The organism is Hallella colorans (genome assembly GCF_003096815.1).
In the GTDB taxonomy this organism is placed as follows: Bacteria; Bacteroidota; Bacteroidia; order Bacteroidales; family Bacteroidaceae; genus Prevotella; species Prevotella colorans.
The window spans coordinates 17,880-36,057 of record NZ_QENY01000008.1; the positions used below are offsets into that span (position 1 = coordinate 17,880).

The 18,178-nt window shown below is 48.5% G+C and carries 13 protein-coding genes and 1 tRNA gene; 13 read left to right on the plus strand and 1 reads right to left on the minus strand.

Annotated features, from left to right (window positions below):
• The first annotated feature begins 3 nt into the window (after positions 1-3).
• From C7379_RS05335 to C7379_RS05380, 10 genes are all read left to right on the plus strand, one after another.
• Positions 4-1,908, plus strand: a complete 1,905-nt coding sequence (locus C7379_RS05335; protein WP_165815029.1) for a RagB/SusD family nutrient uptake outer membrane protein — start codon at positions 4-6, stop codon at positions 1,906-1,908.
• A 224-nt stretch (positions 1,909-2,132) separates the two neighbouring features.
• Complete coding sequence (gene rimP, locus C7379_RS05340; RefSeq protein WP_116616342.1) at positions 2,133-2,600, plus strand: ribosome assembly cofactor RimP; 468 nt, start codon at positions 2,133-2,135, stop codon at positions 2,598-2,600.
• A 3-nt stretch (positions 2,601-2,603) separates the two neighbouring features.
• Complete coding sequence (gene nusA / locus C7379_RS05345) at positions 2,604-3,878, plus strand: transcription termination factor NusA (RefSeq protein WP_116616343.1); 1,275 nt, start codon at positions 2,604-2,606, stop codon at positions 3,876-3,878.
• Positions 3,879-4,055: 177 nt separating this feature from the next.
• Entirely contained in the window at positions 4,056-6,980 is a 2,925-nt protein-coding gene (infB, locus tag C7379_RS05350; protein WP_116616344.1) for a translation initiation factor IF-2, read from the plus strand.
• A gap of 199 nt (positions 6,981-7,179) precedes the next feature.
• The gene (sufB, locus tag C7379_RS05355; RefSeq protein ID WP_116616345.1) at positions 7,180-8,637 is read left to right on the plus strand and encodes a Fe-S cluster assembly protein SufB; all 1,458 of its coding nucleotides are present in this window, start codon (positions 7,180-7,182) and stop codon (positions 8,635-8,637) included.
• Between the two features lie 93 nt (positions 8,638-8,730).
• On the plus strand, positions 8,731-9,495 hold the full coding sequence (sufC, locus tag C7379_RS05360) for a Fe-S cluster assembly ATPase SufC (RefSeq protein WP_116616346.1): 765 nt from the start codon (positions 8,731-8,733) through the stop codon (positions 9,493-9,495).
• A gap of 132 nt (positions 9,496-9,627) precedes the next feature.
• Positions 9,628-10,974, plus strand: coding sequence for a Fe-S cluster assembly protein SufD (gene sufD / locus C7379_RS05365; RefSeq protein WP_116616406.1), 1,347 nt, complete (start codon positions 9,628-9,630; stop codon positions 10,972-10,974).
• A gap of 230 nt (positions 10,975-11,204) precedes the next feature.
• Entirely contained in the window at positions 11,205-12,431 is a 1,227-nt protein-coding gene (locus C7379_RS05370; protein ID WP_207773399.1) for an aminotransferase class V-fold PLP-dependent enzyme, read from the plus strand.
• A gap of 26 nt (positions 12,432-12,457) precedes the next feature.
• Positions 12,458-13,135, plus strand: a complete 678-nt coding sequence (locus C7379_RS05375) for a ribonuclease HII (RefSeq protein ID WP_116616407.1) — start codon at positions 12,458-12,460, stop codon at positions 13,133-13,135.
• Positions 13,125-14,030, plus strand: a complete 906-nt coding sequence (locus C7379_RS05380; protein WP_116616348.1) for a helix-turn-helix transcriptional regulator — start codon at positions 13,125-13,127, stop codon at positions 14,028-14,030. Before C7379_RS05375 ends, C7379_RS05380 begins: the two co-directional genes overlap by 11 nt.
• Before the next feature lie 624 nt (positions 14,031-14,654).
• Here C7379_RS05380 and recO read toward each other — a convergent pair.
• A complete protein-coding gene (gene recO, locus C7379_RS05385) occupies positions 14,655-15,380 on the minus strand; it encodes a DNA repair protein RecO (protein WP_116616349.1) in 726 nt (241 codons plus the stop codon).
• Between the two features lie 107 nt (positions 15,381-15,487).
• Between recO and C7379_RS05390 the strand changes: the two genes are divergently transcribed.
• The 3 genes from C7379_RS05390 to gyrB all read left to right on the plus strand — a co-directional run bounded on the left by C7379_RS05390 (position 15,488) and on the right by gyrB (position 18,098).
• Positions 15,488-15,562: transfer RNA gene (locus C7379_RS05390), tRNA-Glu, on the plus strand.
• Between the two features lie 25 nt (positions 15,563-15,587).
• Positions 15,588-15,842, plus strand: a complete 255-nt coding sequence (gene rpsT / locus C7379_RS05395; protein ID WP_116616350.1) for a 30S ribosomal protein S20 — start codon at positions 15,588-15,590, stop codon at positions 15,840-15,842.
• Positions 15,843-16,124: 282 nt separating this feature from the next.
• A complete protein-coding gene (gene gyrB / locus C7379_RS05400) occupies positions 16,125-18,098 on the plus strand; it encodes a DNA topoisomerase (ATP-hydrolyzing) subunit B (protein ID WP_116616351.1) in 1,974 nt (657 codons plus the stop codon).
• Positions 18,099-18,178: the final 80 nt, after the last annotated feature.

Consider the following 18,178-nt stretch of genomic DNA (forward strand, 5'->3'; position numbering starts at 1 on the left):
GATATGAAAAAGAAATTATTATATTCAGTATGTAGCCTTGTCATGGCGTGTGCGCTGGCAAGTTGTGACTACTTGGACATCGTACCGGATGGTACACCGACGGAGAAAGACGCTTTTGCCAATCAGGGCACCACAGAGGGTTACCTATACAGTTGTTATGGCTTTATTCCCAACAACGGCAACACGCAAAGTGCCATCGATTTCTTGTCTGGAGATGAGGTGGTGACCGCGTTTGAGTCTGACCCTTTCGCCGCGTTCTCGCAGGGAACGTACACGGCCATTAGTCCCCATATGTCTTATTGGGACGAGTTGATGGGTGGCATGCGTTATTGTTACACATTGATTAATAATGTTGATGGCGTGCCAGGTATGAGCAAAAAGATGGCAAGTGACTATAAGGCGCAAGCCAAGTTTCTTGTAGGCTATTTTTACTATCTGCTCATACAGAGCTATGGACCGGTCATAATAGTTAAGGACGTGGAGGATGTCAATGTGCCTATAGACAAATTCAAGGCGCGAGCGCCCATGTCGGAATGTGTGGATTTCGCCGCCAATATGTTGGACGAGGCTGCCATAGATTTGCCTCCCACACGAGATGGAGACGAATATGGACTGGCTACAAGCGTGGCTGCCAAAACTTTAAAAGCCAAATTGCTGGTGATGGCCGCCTCGCCTTTGTTTAACGGCTACGCTCCCCATAAAAACATAAAAAACGCTGACGGTGCTTTTCTGTTCGAGCAAAAGTTTGACCAGTCCAAATGGGACAGGGCGTACGAGGCTTGCCAGGAGGCGGTGAGGATAGCGGAGAAATCTGGCTTTGCGCTTTATAAGGCTGTTCCGGGCACTAATGTGAACGCTCCTGAGCCTGCCGACATGACACAGCGAAGCCTGAGATTTGCTATCATTGACAAGGGAAACTTGAGCGAGACAATATGGGGTAACACCAAGGGACAATCAAATAATGACATACAAGCCAAGTCGGCGCCATACGCCCAAGGTGACAAGGGACGATTTGCGCTTAACGCCATCGCCCCCACGCTTGCCATGATGGAGCGCTTTTACACCGACAAGGGGCTGCCCTTGGACGAGGATCCATCGTTCCCGAGCAGAAACGATTGGTGGAAAGTGGTCGACGCACCAGCTGGTTGCGAGTACGCCGAAGGCAAAGTGCCCGCTTTTGTCTGTCGCCGCGACCCACGAATGTACGCTTGGACAACCTTTGAGAATGGATATTACGAGATAGCTGGCGATAAGCCCGAGGGAAGTAATTATGACAAAAAATACCGTAGGGGCAAGGCTGAGGGCAAAATTGTGATGAAAATGATGATAGGTGAGCCGAGCGGAAGAGGTGCCAACCTGAACACGTTGCGCAATAACAACTACTCGCCAAGTGGATTTTTGAACAAGCGTTTGGTGGATCCGTTGAAGCCAGCGTCATCCCCCAAAATCAATTATATACATCCATATCTCACCATGGCCGACTTGTACCTTCTGGCAGCTGAGGCTGCGGTAGAAGTGAACAAACTTGGAGAGGCCAAGACTTACCTTGACAAAATAAGGTCAAGGGCAGGGCTTCCCTCAGTGGATGCCGCTTGGGCACATGCCGCACATCCTGATAAGGCCAACGGCAAAGAAGGTATGCGCGAAATAGTTAGGCAGGAGAGACTGATAGAGATGTACATGCTCAATCAAAATTTTTGGGATTTACGTCGTTGGCTCATGGCCGAGAGGTGCATGGACAAAGCCCCTGATGGAGTTAATATTCTTGCCGATAATATCGACGCATGGTGGAAACCAACTCAGGTACAAGTAAGTAGGGCTTTCACTGCGCCGACCAATTATCTCATGCCAATACCTCAAGAAGAAATAAAGAAAAATCCAAAAATAGTTCAAAATCCTGGATATTGACAATCAAAAAAGATGAAAGGTATACTTTAAAGATAGAGAAACGTTCATCAACTATGCTCTAAGGCGTATTTGATAGCTGTTTTGGAGATAGCGTGGAAAAGTCTGCGTAAACAAGAAAAAGCCAGAAAAATTCTTGCATGAACGTTTTTTTTTTAGTAACTTTGCATCGTTCAGTGGAATGAGGGGCTCCGAGAGAGCTCCTCATTTTTTATAATAACAGGTTTATGATAGACAAAAACGTCGTAAGAAACTTAGTGGATGAATGGCTGACGGACAAGGAGTATTTCTTGGTGGATGTGATGGTCAGCCCTGATAACAAGATCGCGGTGGAGATAGATCATGTTGATGGCGTGTACATCAACGACTGCGTGGAGCTCAGTAAATATATCGAGAATCATCTCGATCGCGAGAAGGAAGATTTTGAATTGGAAGTAGGCTCCGCAGGTTGGGGACAGCCTTTCAAGGTGGAGCAACAGTACCATAACTATGTGGGGCAGCCAGTGGAGGTGCTGGACGACAGTGGAAAGAAAGTCAGAGGCACGCTCAAAAGTGTGGACGGCCGCGACTTCGTAGTGTCGGTAAAGGAGAAAGTAAAGGTGGAAGGCAAGAAACGCCCTGTGATGATGGATGTGGACCACCAATATAGCATGGACAATATAAAATATACTAAATACTTAATAAGTTTTAAATAAGCTATGGCAGCAAGAAAAAAAGACGACGAGCAGATGAGTATGATCGACTCCTTTCGTGAATTTAAGGAGATGAAGAACATCGACCGCACTACGTTGGTAAGCGTGCTCGAGGAGACATTTCGCAGCGTGCTCGCAAAGATATATGGCAGTGACGAGAACTTTGACGTTATCGTTAACCCAGACAAAGGCGACTTTGAGATTTATCGCAACCGTGTGGTGGTGGCCAATGGCGAGGTGGAAGACGTTAACAAGCAGATAAGTTTGGCTGATGCCCAAAAAATAGAAGACGACTATGAGGTGGGTGAGGATGTGTCTGAGCCAGTGAATTTTGCAAAATTTGGTCGTCGTGCCATACTTACATTGCGCCAAACTTTGGCCAGTAAGATATTGGAGTTGGAACACGACTCACTCTATAACAAATATAAGGATCGTGTGGGGCAGCTCATAGCGGCCGAGGTTTATCAAGTGTGGAAACGAGAGGTGTTGTTGGTCGATGATGACAATAATGAGTTGATCTTACCCAAATCGGAGCAGATCCCGGCCGATCAATATCGCAAGGGCGAAACTATACGCGCCGTCATTGAGCGCGTGGACAACGAAAACAACAATCCCAAGATAATACTCTCGCGCACCAGTCCAACGTTTTTGGAGCGTCTCTTGGAGCAGGAGGTTCCCGAGATAGCCGATGGTCTTATTGCCATTAAGAAGGTGGCGCGCATGCCCGGAGAGCGTGCTAAGATAGCGGTAGAGAGTTTTGACGAGCGCATAGACCCTGTGGGGGCTTGTGTGGGCGTGAGGGGTAGCAGGGTGCACGGTATCGTGCGTGAGCTGTGCAACGAGAACATAGATGTGGTAAACTGGACAGCCAATACCAAACTGTTTATTCAGCGCGCTTTAAGTCCTGCCCAAATATCAAGCATAGCCCTTGATGAGGAAAACAGAAAGGCCGACGTGTATTTGCTGCCCGAAGAGGTAAGCTTGGCTATTGGGCGTGGCGGACTGAATATAAAATTGGCCTCGATGCTCACCGAATACACCATTGACGTGTATCGTGTGGTGAGCGATGGTGAAACGAACCATGAGGAAGACGACGTGTACTTGGAGCAATTCAATGACGAGATAGACCAGTGGATTATTGACGCTATTAAGTCAATAGGGCTCGATACGGCTAAGGCGGTACTTAATGCACCACGTGAAATGTTGGTGGAAAAGGCCGATTTGGAAGAGGAGACCGTAGACCACGTGATAGAAGTGCTTCGCAAAGAGTTTGAGAATTAGGCCATGTCGAATTGACAAAATGAGCAATCCTTTAATCCCAAGATAACCATGTAAAAGCGAGTAGTGAAAAAAGGTGGGAAAAAGACGATTAATAACAGAGACAAAAAACAGATAAGGTGAGGAAGTGAGGGTTTTACCTTTTTGCCCTTTAGCTTGCTCCCTTTCAAAGTAGAATATATGAGCATCAGATTAAACAAAGCGTTACGAGAATTAAACATAGGACTCCAGACGGCAGTTGAGTTCCTTGAGAAGAAGAGTGAGCTTGGTGAAGTGAAGGCGGAACCTACCTTCAAGCTGAGCGACGAGCAGTATCACGCCTTGATAGAGGCGTTTAAACAGGATGCCGCCGTTCGCAACGAAGCCGAGAAACTCTTTAAAAAACCAAAAGAAAAGAAGCGTGCCCCACAACCCAAGAAAGAAGACCATCGGGCGGAAAGCTTGTTGGAGAGCAATCGGCGTCAGCAGTATCGGCCATTAGGCAAGATAGATCTTGACCACGTGGGAGATAAACCTGCGCCCCAATCATCTGATGCCACCCAGCCCGCCAATATGCCTCAGGACAAGGTTGCTGCCGTCAGCCCTGACCCTGAAAAACAAGAAGTGGAAGAGACCACCAAACATACTACATTGGAGAATACGGAAAAACCTGAAAAAGAAATAAATACTCAAGAAGAAAAACTACCGGAAGAGGTTCAGCAAAAAGCTGAAATAACGACTCCTCCTACGCCTAAGCAAACAGAAGAAACGAAACAAGAAGAAAACGTGAAAGTAGTAGAACGTCCTCAGGAGACGAGTCAGGACGAAAACACCGAAAACGTGTCGGCCACACCAGAGACAACTAATAAAAAGACGGAGAGCTCCGAAGAGGAAGGCGATGGTCCGAAGCTGTTCCAGTTGAGAAGTGAAAAGAAAATTCTTAACGCACCCAAAGTAAACGTTGTGGGAAAGATAGACCTTGACGCCCTCAACCAAAACATGCGCCCTCGGAAGAAGACAAAAGAGGAGCGTAGAAAGGAGCGCGAAGACAAGAATAAGCAACAAGGAGGTGGCACGCGTCGCAAACGCCAGCGCATTAACAAAGACAGGGTGGATATCAACGCGGCTGCCAACCAGCAAAATGCCAAGACTGGAGGTGGCAGCAAGGCTAAAAACAATAATAACAAGAACAGAAAACGCTCGCAGAAACCCCTCGAAGTGAACGACGAGGATGTAGCACGTCAGGTAAAAGAGACTTTGGCCCGCTTGACAAGCAAGCAGAGCCAGACCAAAAAGGGCGCCAAATATCGTAAAGAAAAACGAGAAGCTGCTCAAGAAAAACTATCTGCTGAGGCCAAAGCGGAGCGCAAAGAGAGCAAGGTGCTGAAGATAACCGAGTTTGTGACGGTATCAGAATTGGCTACGATGATGAACGTGGGTGTTACCCAAGTGATATCAACCTTGATGAGTATAGGCGTGATGGCATCCATCAACCAGCGTCTTGATGCGGAGACTATCAACTTGGTGGCCGATGAGTTCGGCTTCAAAACTGAATATGTGAGTGCCGAAGTGCAAGAGGCTGTGAACGTGGAAGAGGACGACGAGAGCGACCTTGTGCCTCGTTCGCCTATCGTGACGGTAATGGGACACGTGGACCACGGTAAGACTTCGTTACTCGACCATATACGTAACACCAATGTTATCGCTGGCGAGGCGGGCGGTATCACACAGCACGTGGGTGCCTACAGCGTTACCCTTAACAACGGCCGGCACATTACATTGCTCGATACGCCGGGTCACGAGGCCTTTACGGCCATGCGTGCTCGTGGCGCACAGGTTACGGACATCGCTATTATCATTATTGCCGCAGACGATTCTGTCATGCCTACTACCAAGGAGGCAATAGCCCATGCGCAAGCGGCAGGGGTGCCAATGGTGTTTGCCATTAACAAAATAGACAAGCCGGGAGCCAACCCGGATAAGATACGCGAAGATCTTTCGCAGATGAACTTGCTGGTAGAAGATTGGGGAGGTAAGTACCAATGCCAAGAAATCAGCGCGAAGAAAGGCATTGGCGTGGAGGAATTACTTGAGAAAGTGCTTCTTGAAGCTGATATGCTCGACCTCAAAGCCAATCCTAATCGTTTGGCCACGGGTACTGTGATAGAGAGTGCCTTGGACAAGGGGCGCGGCTATGTCAGCACGGTATTGGTTAGCAATGGTACGCTGAAAGTGGGCGACTTTATCATCGCTGGCACAAGCTGGGGACGTATCAAGGCCATGTTCAACGAGCGCAACCAGCGCATAGAAGAGGCCAAACCCGCCGAGCCATGTGTTATTCTTGGCTTGAATGGTGCTCCGACGGCCGGCGACCAGTTCCATGTGCTGGAAACGGAACAAGAGGTTCGTGACATCGCCAACAAGCGAGAGCAGTTGCAACGTGAGCAAAGTTTGCGCACGCAAACACGTCTCACGCTGAGCGATATATCTCATCGTATAGCCCGTGGCGAGTTCCACGAGATGAATATCATTGTCAAGGGTGATACCGATGGTTCAATTGAGGCGTTGAGCGACTCGTTTATTAAACTCTCCACGGAGAAAGTTCAAATCAACGTTATATTCAAGGCCGTGGGACAAATCTCTGAGAATGATGTGACGTTAGCCGATGCGTCAGACGCAATTATAGTGGGTTTCCAAGTTCGCCCGTCAGCTGCGGCTCGTCGTTTGGCAGACGCTAATGGTGTTGAAATTAATACATACTCTGTGATTTACGACGCCATAGACGATGTGAAAGATGCCATGGTGGGCATGCTTGACAAAGTGAAGAAGGAGATTGTGACAGCCCAAATTGAAGTGAAGCAGGTTTACAACATCTCGAAAGTGGGTGTTGTGGCTGGAGGATTGGTGATCGAAGGCAAGGTACACAACAAGGACAAGGCTCGCGTTGTGCGTGAAGGTATCGTAGTCAAGACGGCTCCCATTGCGGCGTTGAAACGTTATAAGGACGACGTGAAAGAGGTGGCGACAGGCTTGGAGTGCGGTGTCTCTTTGGCAAATTGCAATGATATCCAGGCGGGTGACATACTCGAGACATTCACGGAGATAGAGGTTGATCAGAAACTTTAAAAGGGATGTGACATAAAGAATGACATGCTGACACGGTTCTTGAAAGTCACAGCTAATGGCTTGATGACGTAAGGGCGGTCGTGGCAGCATTTCTTCCTTATAATATATAGTGACATCCCTGTTCCGGGGTGTCACTATTTTCATAATAAATGTAAATATTGTAAAGTGTGGCATAATCCTTGCGCGATTATGAATAGATATGAAAGCAGAGCAAAACAAACAAGAAAAAAACAAGTTTGTCAAGCAAGTTGCGGAGCAGAAATATGAGTTTGGTTTCACCACCGACGTGGAGACAGAGATTATTCCCGTGGGTTTGAATGAGGATGTGGTGCGGCTTATCTCAAAAAAGAAGCAAGAGCCTGACTGGCTTTTGGATTTCCGTTTAAAATCTTTCCGCTATTGGCAAACTCTCTCGATACCCACGTGGGGGCATCTCCACTTGCCCAAAATAGATTTTCAAGGTATATCTTATTACGCTGACCCGATGGCTAAGAAGCCTGCCAACAAAGAGATTGACCCCGAATTGGAAAAAACTTTTGACAAGTTGGGCATACCTTTGGAGGAGCGTTTGGCTTTGAGTGGAACGGCCGTGGACGCCATCATGGATTCGGTATCTGTGAAAACCACGTTCAAAAAGCAGTTGGCCGAGAAAGGAGTCATTTTTTGTTCCATCGGCGAAGCTGTACGCGAATATCCCGATTTGGTACGGCAGTACCTTGGAAGCGTCGTCCCTTACCGTGATAATTTTACCGCCGCACTCAACTCAGCGGTGTTTAGCGATGGCAGTTTCGTGTACATTCCCAAAGGCGTGAGATGCCCCATGGAGCTGAGCAGCTATTTTCGCATCAACTCAAGAAACACCGGGCAGTTTGAGCGCACGCTCATTATCGCTGACGATGAGGCATACGTGTCATATCTTGAAGGCTGCACGGCGCCCATGCGCGACGAAAATCAGTTGCACGCCGCCATTGTTGAGATTGTCGTGATGAACAATGCCGAGGTGAAATATTCCACCGTGCAGAATTGGTATCCGGGCGACGAGCGGGGGCGTGGCGGCGTGCTCAACTTGGTGACCAAGCGTGGCGACTGTCGTGGCGTAAACTCCAAACTCTCGTGGACGCAGGTTGAGACGGGCTCGGCCATCACGTGGAAATACCCCAGTTGCATACTTCGTGGGGATAATTCGCAGGCCGAATTTTACAGCGTTGCGGTCACTAACAACTTTCAAGAGGCCGACACGGGAACCAAGATGATACACATAGGCAAGAACACCACTTCCACCATTATCTCCAAAGGCATATCCGCTGGGCATAGCCAAAACTCTTATCGTGGACTCGTCAGGGTTGCCGCCAATGCCGAGAACGCGCGAAACTACAGCAGTTGCGACTCGTTGTTGTTAGGGTCGGAATGCGGCGCCCACACATTCCCTTACATGGACATACACAATCACACCGCCATCGTGGAGCATGAGGCTACCACTTCCAAGATATCCGAAGAACAACTCTTCTACTGCAATCAGCGAGGCATACCCATGGAAGATGCCGTAGGGCTCATCGTCAACGGTTATGCCAAGGACGTACTCAATAAGTTGCCTATGGAATTTGCTGTTGAGGCTCAAAAACTTCTTAATGTCTCGCTTGAGGGAACGGTAGGGTGATTTGGTGCGTAATTATTCGTCAAGACATACAAAACCATTTGAATTATAAAGTTTAAGATAGTTAACCTCTGGTTAATCCAAACAAAATACAATATGCTACAAGTCAAGAATCTTCATGCCACCATAGCGGGCAAACAAATATTAAAAGGTATCAATCTAACCGTCAATGATGGAGAGATACACGCCATCATGGGTCCCAACGGCTCAGGAAAATCTACGCTTAGCGCCGTGCTTACCGGAAATCCACTTTATACCGTAACCGAGGGGTCGGCTGTGTTCAACGGCAAGAATTTGTTGAGCATGCCACCCGAGGACCGTGCGTGCGAGGGGCTTTTCCTTTCATTTCAATATCCTGTAGAAATACCGGGTGTCTCAATGACCAATTTTATGAAAGCGGCTGTCAATTCACGTCGTAAATATCATGGCTTAGAGCCTCTGAAGGCTGCCGAGTTCATGCAGCTCATGCGCGAAAAACGCGCTATTGTAGAACTTGACTCCAAACTGTCGCGTCGCTCTGTCAACGAGGGTTTCTCTGGCGGAGAGAAGAAACGCAACGAGATTTTCCAAATGGCCATGCTCGATCCGCAGCTTAGCATTCTTGACGAAACCGACTCCGGGCTCGATGTCGACGCCATGCGCATTGTTGCAAACGGCGTGAACAAGCTCTTCACTCCACAAAAATCTATCATCGTCATCACTCACTACGAACGTCTGTTGGAGATGATACAACCACAGGTTATCCATGTCTTGTATAATGGTCGTATTGTAAAAACTGCTGGACCAGAGCTTGCGCAAGAAATAGAGAAACGCGGATACGACTGGATTAAGGAAGAGGCCGATACCCTAAACAATAAATAAAATAGCATAGAGGCGAATGGTTGACGTGAACGAAAAGTCAACTCCACCACCACACGTCGTTACACGGCAGGGTGCCGTCTTAATTCTACGGTGCGACAACACTTCACTTCTAAATACAAAAAAGCCAGTTTCATGAACAGTGAAAAACAATATATAGATTTGTACTCTCAAGCCAGACAGCTCATCTTCGACCATTCCGCAGTGGTGATGAATGCCGTGCGCGACAAGGCTTTCGAAGACTTTAAGGCACAGGGTCTGCCCAACAGAAAAGTTGAAAACTACAGATACACTGACATGCAAAAGATTTTTGAGCCAGACTATGGCCTGAATCTTAACCGTCTCGACATACCCATCAATCCCCACAAGACCTTCAGTTGCGATATTCCCAACATGAGTACGTCGCTCTATTTTGTGGTCAACGACTCGTTTTACAACAAAACTCGTCCCAAGGTAGACCTGCCAGAAGGTGTCGTTTTGGGCAGTCTGAAAGAGGCGGCCGAGCTTCATCCTGAGTTCATTGCGCAATATTATGCCAAGATTGCGCGCACGGAAAAGGATCCGTTGACCGCCCTCAACACCATGTTGGCACAAGATGGTCTGTTTGTCTACGTGCCGAGTGGCGTCAAAATAGAACGTGCTATTCAAGTTGTCAACATCCTTCGGTCAGACGTGGACCTTATGGTCAACCGTCGCGTGCTCATTGTTTTGGGCGAGGGAGCCGAGGCGAAGTTCCTTTTTTGCGACGATTCCGCCGACGACCGCAATTTTCTTGGCACGCAGGTTATAGAGGCTTACGTGGGCGAGGGAGCGTCGTTGGATCTCTATTGCCTCGAGGCAACCCACCGTAAGAACGTAAGGTTGTCCAATGTCTACATAGAGCAGCAGGCGCACAGCCGTGTCAATCATAACGTCATCACGCTGCAAAACGGCATCACCCGCAATATGCTTCAGCTCGTGTTCAAGGGTGAGGGGGCTGCCTGCAACTGCAATGGGTGCGTCATTGCCGACCAAGACCAGCATGTGGACAACAACACGTTGATAGACCATCAAGTGGGACATTGCACGTCAAACGAACTTTATAAATATGTGCTGAATGGCAAGGCCGTTGGTGCTTTCGCTGGATTGGTCCATGTTCGCCACGACAGTCAAAAGACCGAGTCGCAGATGACCAACCAAAATCTGTGCACCACCAAGACGGCCCGAATGTTCACCCAGCCTATGTTGGAGATTTACGCTGATGACGTGAAGTGTGCCCACGGTTCCACTGTGGGCCAGCTCAACGCAGCCGCCATGTTCTATATGCGCCAGCGAGGCATTTCGGAGAGCGAGGCCAAGCTCCTCCTTGAGTTTGCTTTCATCGGCGAGGTTATAGATCAAATCAACCTCGAGCCTCTGCGAGACCGTCTCCACCACTTGGTCGAAAAGCGCTTCCGTGGAGAGCTTAACACTTGTGAGGGGTGCAAACTGTGCAAAGATTGATTTACGAATGTGGATCTTTTAATGTCAAATGACGGTTTGCGAGTGTCAAATCCCGATATGAACAAATGGCAAATGGGTGGATATTCCAATTTTGAATCTTGAGTTATGAATTTTGGGTTGCACACGCTTTCATTTTTATTGTTTATCTAATTGTGGATTGAAAATTGTGCAATGTGAGTTACAACCCTTTCATCTTGCCTCGCTATAACTTCAATTATGTATTTTGAATTATGAATATTGAATTGTTAAGGTCAGATTTTCCCATTCTTTCTCGCAAGGTTTACGACAAGCCTTTGGTTTATCTTGACAATGCAGCCACCACGCAGAAACCCTTGGTGGTGCTTGACGCCATGCGCCAGGAATACCTTAATGTCAACTCCAATGTGCATCGCGGCGTTCACTGGATGAGCCAGCAGGCCACTGAGCTTTATGAGCAAGCCCGCCAAACTGTATGCCAATATATCAACGCGCCGAGTGTTTCAGATATTGTTTTCACACGTGGGACCACCGAGGGTATCAATCTTGTGGCACACGGTTTTTGCCAATCGTGCATGCGTGAGGGCGACGAGATTATTCTCTCCACCCTCGAGCACCACTCCAATATCGTGCCTTGGCAGTTGCAAGCCGAACGTTTGGGGCTTGTCATCAAGGTCATACCCATCACCGACGATGGCCAATTGGACATGCAAGCCTTTGTTAATCTCATCACTGAGCGCACGCGTATCGTCGCTGTGACGCATGTGAGCAATGTGCTCGGCACGGTCAATCCTGTGTCTCGCATCGTACGCGTGGCTCACGAGCGTGGCGTGCCCGTGCTTGTCGACGGTGCGCAGAGTGCGCCCCATTTCAAGGTGGACGTGCAGGCCATGGATTGCGATTTCTTCGTCTTCAGTGGCCACAAGGTCTATGGCCCCACCGGTATAGGCGTGCTCTATGGCAAGGAAGAGTGGCTGGACCGGTTGCCACCCTATCAGGGAGGTGGCGAGATGATAGTGCGCGTCACGTTCGAAAAAACCACCTTCGAGCGTCCGCCGCTCAAGTTTGAGGCTGGCACACCCGACTATATTGCCGCGCATGGGTTGGCCACGGCGCTCAATTATGTGTCCCAAATAGGTCTTGACAATATCGCTAAGCACGAGCAGGAGCTGGCTCGCTACGCCATCGACCGTCTTCGCACCATCGATAGTGTCAAGATTTATGGCCATGCCGATGGCGAGACAGCCCATGTCCACGAGCCTGTTGTCAGTTTCAACGTGGCCGATATACATCACATGGATATAGGGACGCTGCTTGACCGTCTTGGCATTGCCGTGCGCACGGGGCACCATTGTGCCCAACCGCTGATGGACAGGTTAGGTGTCCTTGGCACCGTCAGGGCGTCGTTCGCGCTGTACAACACCATGGAGGAGGTGGATTGTTTGGTCGATGGCATTGAGCGCGTGGCCAAAATGTTTTGAATGTCAAAACCTTGAACACTGCATTCATGCTTAAAAACCATTTTTTTACAGATCTTGTCGAGGCTGGATGTGACGAGGCTGGTCGTGGCTGTTTAGCCGGCAGCGTCTATGCCGCGGCCGTCATCTTGCCTTACGATTATGACAATCCCGCTCTTAACGACTCCAAACAGTTGTCGGCCAAATGTCGAGAGGCATTGCGCACGCAAATCATGCGCGATTCCGTGGCTTGGGCTGTTGGCGTGGCTACGCCCGAGGAGATAGACCGTTTGAACATCCTTCACGCCAGTTTCTTGGCCATGCACCGCGCCATAGACCAGCTCACCACGCGCCCGCAAGCCCTCATCATAGATGGTAACAGGTTCGATCCATACAAACCTGTGTCCGAATCGCCTTTCGGGGGCAGGATAGAACGTGTCGCAGCGCACGCTGACGACCGAGATACATTGCCTTTCGAGTGCGTTGTCAAGGGCGATGGCAAGTACCAATCTATAGCCGCGGCCAGCATTTTGGCCAAGACTTTTCGCGACGACTATATGATGGGGCTGCACGCTCAATACCCTGCTTACCATTGGGATAGCAACAAGGGCTATCCCACCCGTGACCATCGCGCAGCCATCGCGACGCATGGGATAAGTCCCTATCATCGTCGCAGTTTCCATCTCCGCCAGGCCACCCAACTCAAAATAGATTTCGATGGCAAGTAGCCCGGCAAGATTTGAGCGTTGGTTTCAGCTTATTCTCACCATGCTCGACGGCCATGACCACACGGCTATTGAGCTCGCGGGCACGCTGGGTACCACCCGACGCAACCTATATTATGTGTTGCGGCTGTTTCGTGGCATGGGATTTCGAGTGGTGCACGATCGCACCTTTTATTATATAGACCCACGCTCCCCCTTCCTTCAGCGTGTCGCTTCGGCTGTCGAGTTTGCCGACGACGAGGTGGTTTATCTTCACGCTCTGATGTCGAAGCTGGCTGGGCAAGACGTGATGGCCAGTGTCGTCAAGCACAAATTGGAGCGATATTATGACATAGACCATCAAGATGGCATGCGCGACATGCGCCATTTGTCAGACAACATCGAGGCCCTCGAACGGGCCATGGAGCAGCGACGAGTGGTCATTCTGCGCGACTATTCGTCTCCTCACAGCCATAGCGTCAGCGACCGCGTAGTGGAACCTTTCTTGTTTCAAGGTGCGAAGACTGACGTAAGGGCTTTCGAAATCAAGTCTAAGCAAAACAAGACGTTCAAAATAGCGCGGATAGGGCGGGTGGAAGTGGTGGACACGCCATGGTTTAACACCGATCGCCATCGAGAGGTTTTCACGGATATGTTCATGTTTAGCGGCGAGGAGCAGTTACACGTCAAGTTGCGTCTTAGCTTGTTGGCGCACAATCTCATGCTTGAGGAGTACCCACGCTCAGCGCCAATGCTCTCGCGCGAGGACGACAATCATTGGATTTTCGAGGCCACTTTGGTCAACTACGTGGGTATCTCGCGTTTCATACTCGGCCTGTTCGACGAGATAACCATTCTTGGCGACGAGGGGCTGCGATCCTACGTGAGACGAAAAATTGCGTACATGTCAAGATATTGACACCATGTACACCATCCATCCGGCTATGTGCTTTGCCCCAACCTTTGCAGCCCTCAGGGTTCCGATGCGCCTCTTGCGGCAGTACTACGCCATCGGATATAAGCCCTTGACAAACAATACCGAGCTGTAGGCAAGCCAAAACGTGAAGGTGCGCCGTCAAGGAACGAGATGATATAAGGGGTGAACACTTCTCATTGTGTTAACCCAAATAGGCTGAATATATTTTATACTCTTTGTAGTCTATACTAATCTTGTGTTTTCTTTAAGTATTTGATTTACAATTATGTAAGAGAGTAAATAGCTGCTCGTTTTCCAAAGTCAGTATAGGGCGTTTGCCATTAGTGCCTATTCACGCTGCGATTAGTACTTAATCAGCGTGCGATTAGTACTTAATCACGTCGCGATTAGTACTTAATCACGTTGTGATTATTACCTAATGCCACTCCCGTTATCCAATTGTTTGCCTTTTCCTGAAATCACATGCCATTTTTTTTGTTATTTTCTGCTTTGCTTGTCATCATTTTGCGTGCATTGCGAAACGCTTGATACTGCCATCCATTCCTTACCCAAATACTTGATTTGAACGATCATTGGCCCATACACAGAGGAGCGACAGCCTGTTTGTTACGCAAAAAGCGCGCGTAACACATCCAGCGATTTCAGCTCTGGAAAATACGGCACGTGCAACCTGTAAAAATGGAGTATAATTTCGACGCATCGTGCGCGCTGTGCTTGTGTCATGCGAAAAAGGCGCATATTGTCAAAATTCATGCGCATTAGCAAACCAATCATCGATGCCTCGGATGGTCTTACAAAGTCGGGGTGGGGTGGCTTGACGAGTGAAAAGGCCCCGTTGCGTAGGTCAAACCACATGCCCGGCGCGTCGTTGGACAGGTTAGGAAAAAAACCAACAAAACGCGTTAGGTGCATCATAAAAACCAAGTGGAAGTTTGAGAAAGGAGATGTCACGTTGTCAAGCCATGCCAAGCTGCTCTCCACATAGTCGAATAGCGACTCATTGCGTTGTTCGTTGCGCGTGGCATGCGTCAAAAATTCTGCGACGAAAAGTGCGATAGCCAGTTTGTATGCGTCAAAGGGTATGGATGTGTAAGGGCGTGTCAATCGTATGTCAGAAAAACGTTGTAAATTGCGATTGGGTCGTTCGGTATAAACTATGTATAGCAATGTCAATGGTTGAAAAAATTGTTTCCTAAGTTTTCCTTTGCCAGTTTTGGGTATATGACAAATAAATGACATCCTGCCTCGCTCTCGCGTGAGTAGGTCTACAATCATTTGTGAGTCACCATATTTTAGTGCATGAAGCACTATCGCCCTTGTCTTAACTTCCATACATGGGCAAATTTACGAAAAGTCAGGCGTTTAGCGAAAAAATATTCACAAAAGTTTGGCAGAGCAAATAAAAAGCGTTAACTTTGCACCCGCAAAAAATAACCAATGGTCGGTTCATCTAGCGGTTAGGATTCAAGATTTTCATTCTTGCCACACGGGTTCGATTCCCGTACCGACTACCATAAGAATAAAAAAGCATAATTAAAGATGGCAAACCACAAATCATCAGAAAAGAGAATTCGTCAGACGAAAGTCAAAACTTTGCACAACAAGTATTATGCAAAGACTATGCGTAACGCTGTTCGCAAGCTGCGCTCAATCACGGATAAAGAGGAGGCTGCAAAGTTGTTCCCCGCGGTGCAAAAAATGCTGGACAAATTGGCAAAGACCAATGTTATCCATGCCAATAAAGCCGCTAATCTAAAATCAAGTTTAGCTTCGCACGTTAACAAGCTCGGCTAATAAGCCTTTGCTTTTAACATTCCTATACAAAGGTCGTATGCTGTTAAGCATGCGACCTTTGGTCGGTTTGTGGCAAGCGATTACCGTTAGCCATTTTCATTGTTTTCGAAAATCATCATTTCAAGTTCAGGCGCGTGGTGTGTTCGCTTTTGTATGACTGGTTTTGAGTGACGGTCCTGTATGGAGTTCGTGTGTCTTTTTATTATGATTTTTAGGCTATAAACGTTTCAAGATGTCATGTTTTTTTAGTATCTTTGCAACACAACTATTGAATTTGAACAAATGGTAGAAAATCTCAAACAAGGAGATCAATATTCAGCATCCAACATACAAGTGTTGGAGGGTCTTGAAGCCGTGCGTAAACGCCCGGCTATGTATATAGGCGACATTAGTGAAAAAGGACTGCATCATCTCATCAATGAAACCGTGGACAACTCTATTGACGAGGCCATGGCGGGCTATTGCAGTAACATAGAGGTGACCATCAACGAAGATAACTCTATCACCGTGGAAGACGATGGTAGAGGTATACCTGTTGACAAGCACGAGAAGCTGCACAAGAGCGCATTGGAAGTGGTAATGACAGTCTTGCATGCCGGCGGCAAATTTGATAAGGGCTCGTACAAGGTCAGCGGTGGTTTGCACGGCGTGGGTGTGAGTTGCGTCAACGCTCTCTCTTCACATATGACCTCACAGGTATTTCGCGACGGCAAAATCTATCAACAAGAATACGAGCAAGGACGACCCCTCTACCCCGTGAAGGTGGTAGGTTCTACTGACAAGCGCGGTACCAGACAGCAGTTTTGGCCTGACAGCTCCATATTCACCACCACCACGTATCAATGGGATATCGTGGCTCGCAGAATGAGAGAGCTGGCCTATTTGAACGCAGGCATCAGAATTACACTGACCGATCTTCGCCCAAATGAGGATGGAAAGACTCGCCAAGAGGTATTTCATGCTAAAGACGGGCTGAAGGAATTTGTGCGCTATGTGGACCGGCATCGCACGCATCTCTTTGACGACGTGATCTATTTGAAGACCGAGAAGCAAGGCTTTCCCATTGAGGTAGCCATCATGTATAATACCGACTACTCTGAGAATTTGCACTCTTATGTCAACAATATCAATACCATAGAGGGTGGCACACACGTTACCGGATTTAGGCAGGCTCTCACCCGCGTGTTGAAAAACTATGCTGATGGGGACGCTCAAATAGCCAAGCAAATAGAAAAAGCCAAGATTGAAATCGCAGGCGAGGACTTCCGCGAGGGCCTTACGGCCGTTTTATCCATCAAAGTGGCCGAGCCACAGTTTGAGGGACAGACTAAAACCAAGCTCGGCAACAGTGAGGTGACTGGAGCGGTGAACCAAGCCGTGGGCGAGGCGCTTACCAATTACTTGGAGGAGCACCCCATGGAGGCCAAGCAAATATGCGAGAAAGTGATATTGGCGGCTACCGCCCGAGTGGCAGCCCGCAAAGCCCGTGAGAGCGTTCAGCGCAAGAGCGTGATGAGCGGTGGCGGTTTGCCGGGTAAACTGGCCGACTGCTCAAACAAAGATCCAAAGGATTGTGAGATATTCCTTGTGGAGGGTGACTCGGCCGGTGGCTCAGCTAAACAAGGGCGTGACCGGTACACGCAAGCTATCTTGCCACTGCGAGGCAAGATTCTCAACGTGGAAAAGGTGCAATGGCACCGTGTCTTTGAGGCCGAGTCGGTGATGAATATCATTCAAAGTATAGGCGTGCGTTTCGGCGTGGAAGGCGAGGATGACCGTGAGGCTAATATAGATAAGCTGCGCTATGACAAGATTATTATCATGACGGATGCCGACGTGGACGGCTCGCATATAGACACGTTGATCATGACATTGTTCTATAGGTTCATGCCGAAGATTATAGAGGAGGGACACCTTTACATAGCGACCCCGCCACTTTACAAGTGTACTTATAAGGGCAAGACAAGCGAATATTGCTATAACGAGGCACAGCGCCAGGCGTTTTTCGACAAATATGCCGACGGAAACGAAGACGCGAAAAGCATTCACACACAGCGATACAAAGGTTTGGGAGAGATGAATCCTGAGCAACTTTGGGAAACGACGATGGATCCAGCCAATCGGTTGCTCAAACAAGTAACAATAGAAAACGCCGCCGAGGCAGATGAGATATTCTCCATGCTCATGGGCGACGACGTTGAGCCACGGCGCGATTTCATAGAGAACAACGCCGCATACGCCAATATTGACGCATAAGCAAGAAAATAAGCAAAGTCTTCCAATAGGTGAGATAGTTCGGCTATCCGTGAAAAACCTATTAGGAAGACTTTCTTTTT

Excerpts from the sequence above, each read along its gene's own strand:
- C7379_RS05380 (WP_116616348.1), top strand. The coding sequence starts at position 13,125 with ATGGCAAGTAGCCCGGCAAGATTTGAGCGTTGGTTTCAGCTTATTCTC.
- recO (WP_116616349.1), bottom strand. The coding sequence starts at position 15,380 with ATGGAAGTTAAGACAAGGGCGATAGTGCTTCATGCACTAAAATATGGT.
- nusA (WP_116616343.1), top strand. The coding sequence starts at position 2,604 with ATGGCAGCAAGAAAAAAAGACGACGAGCAGATGAGTATGATCGACTCC.
- infB (WP_116616344.1), top strand. The coding sequence starts at position 4,056 with ATGAGCATCAGATTAAACAAAGCGTTACGAGAATTAAACATAGGACTC.
- sufB (WP_116616345.1), top strand. The coding sequence starts at position 7,180 with ATGAAAGCAGAGCAAAACAAACAAGAAAAAAACAAGTTTGTCAAGCAA.
- sufD (WP_116616406.1), top strand. The coding sequence starts at position 9,628 with ATGAACAGTGAAAAACAATATATAGATTTGTACTCTCAAGCCAGACAG.
- C7379_RS05335 (WP_165815029.1), top strand. The coding sequence starts at position 4 with ATGAAAAAGAAATTATTATATTCAGTATGTAGCCTTGTCATGGCGTGT.
- gyrB (WP_116616351.1), top strand. The coding sequence starts at position 16,125 with ATGGTAGAAAATCTCAAACAAGGAGATCAATATTCAGCATCCAACATA.
- C7379_RS05375 (WP_116616407.1), top strand. The coding sequence starts at position 12,458 with ATGCTTAAAAACCATTTTTTTACAGATCTTGTCGAGGCTGGATGTGAC.
- rpsT (WP_116616350.1), top strand. The coding sequence starts at position 15,588 with ATGGCAAACCACAAATCATCAGAAAAGAGAATTCGTCAGACGAAAGTC.
- C7379_RS05370 (WP_207773399.1), top strand. The coding sequence starts at position 11,205 with ATGAATATTGAATTGTTAAGGTCAGATTTTCCCATTCTTTCTCGCAAG.
- rimP (WP_116616342.1), top strand. The coding sequence starts at position 2,133 with ATGATAGACAAAAACGTCGTAAGAAACTTAGTGGATGAATGGCTGACG.
- sufC (WP_116616346.1), top strand. The coding sequence starts at position 8,731 with ATGCTACAAGTCAAGAATCTTCATGCCACCATAGCGGGCAAACAAATA.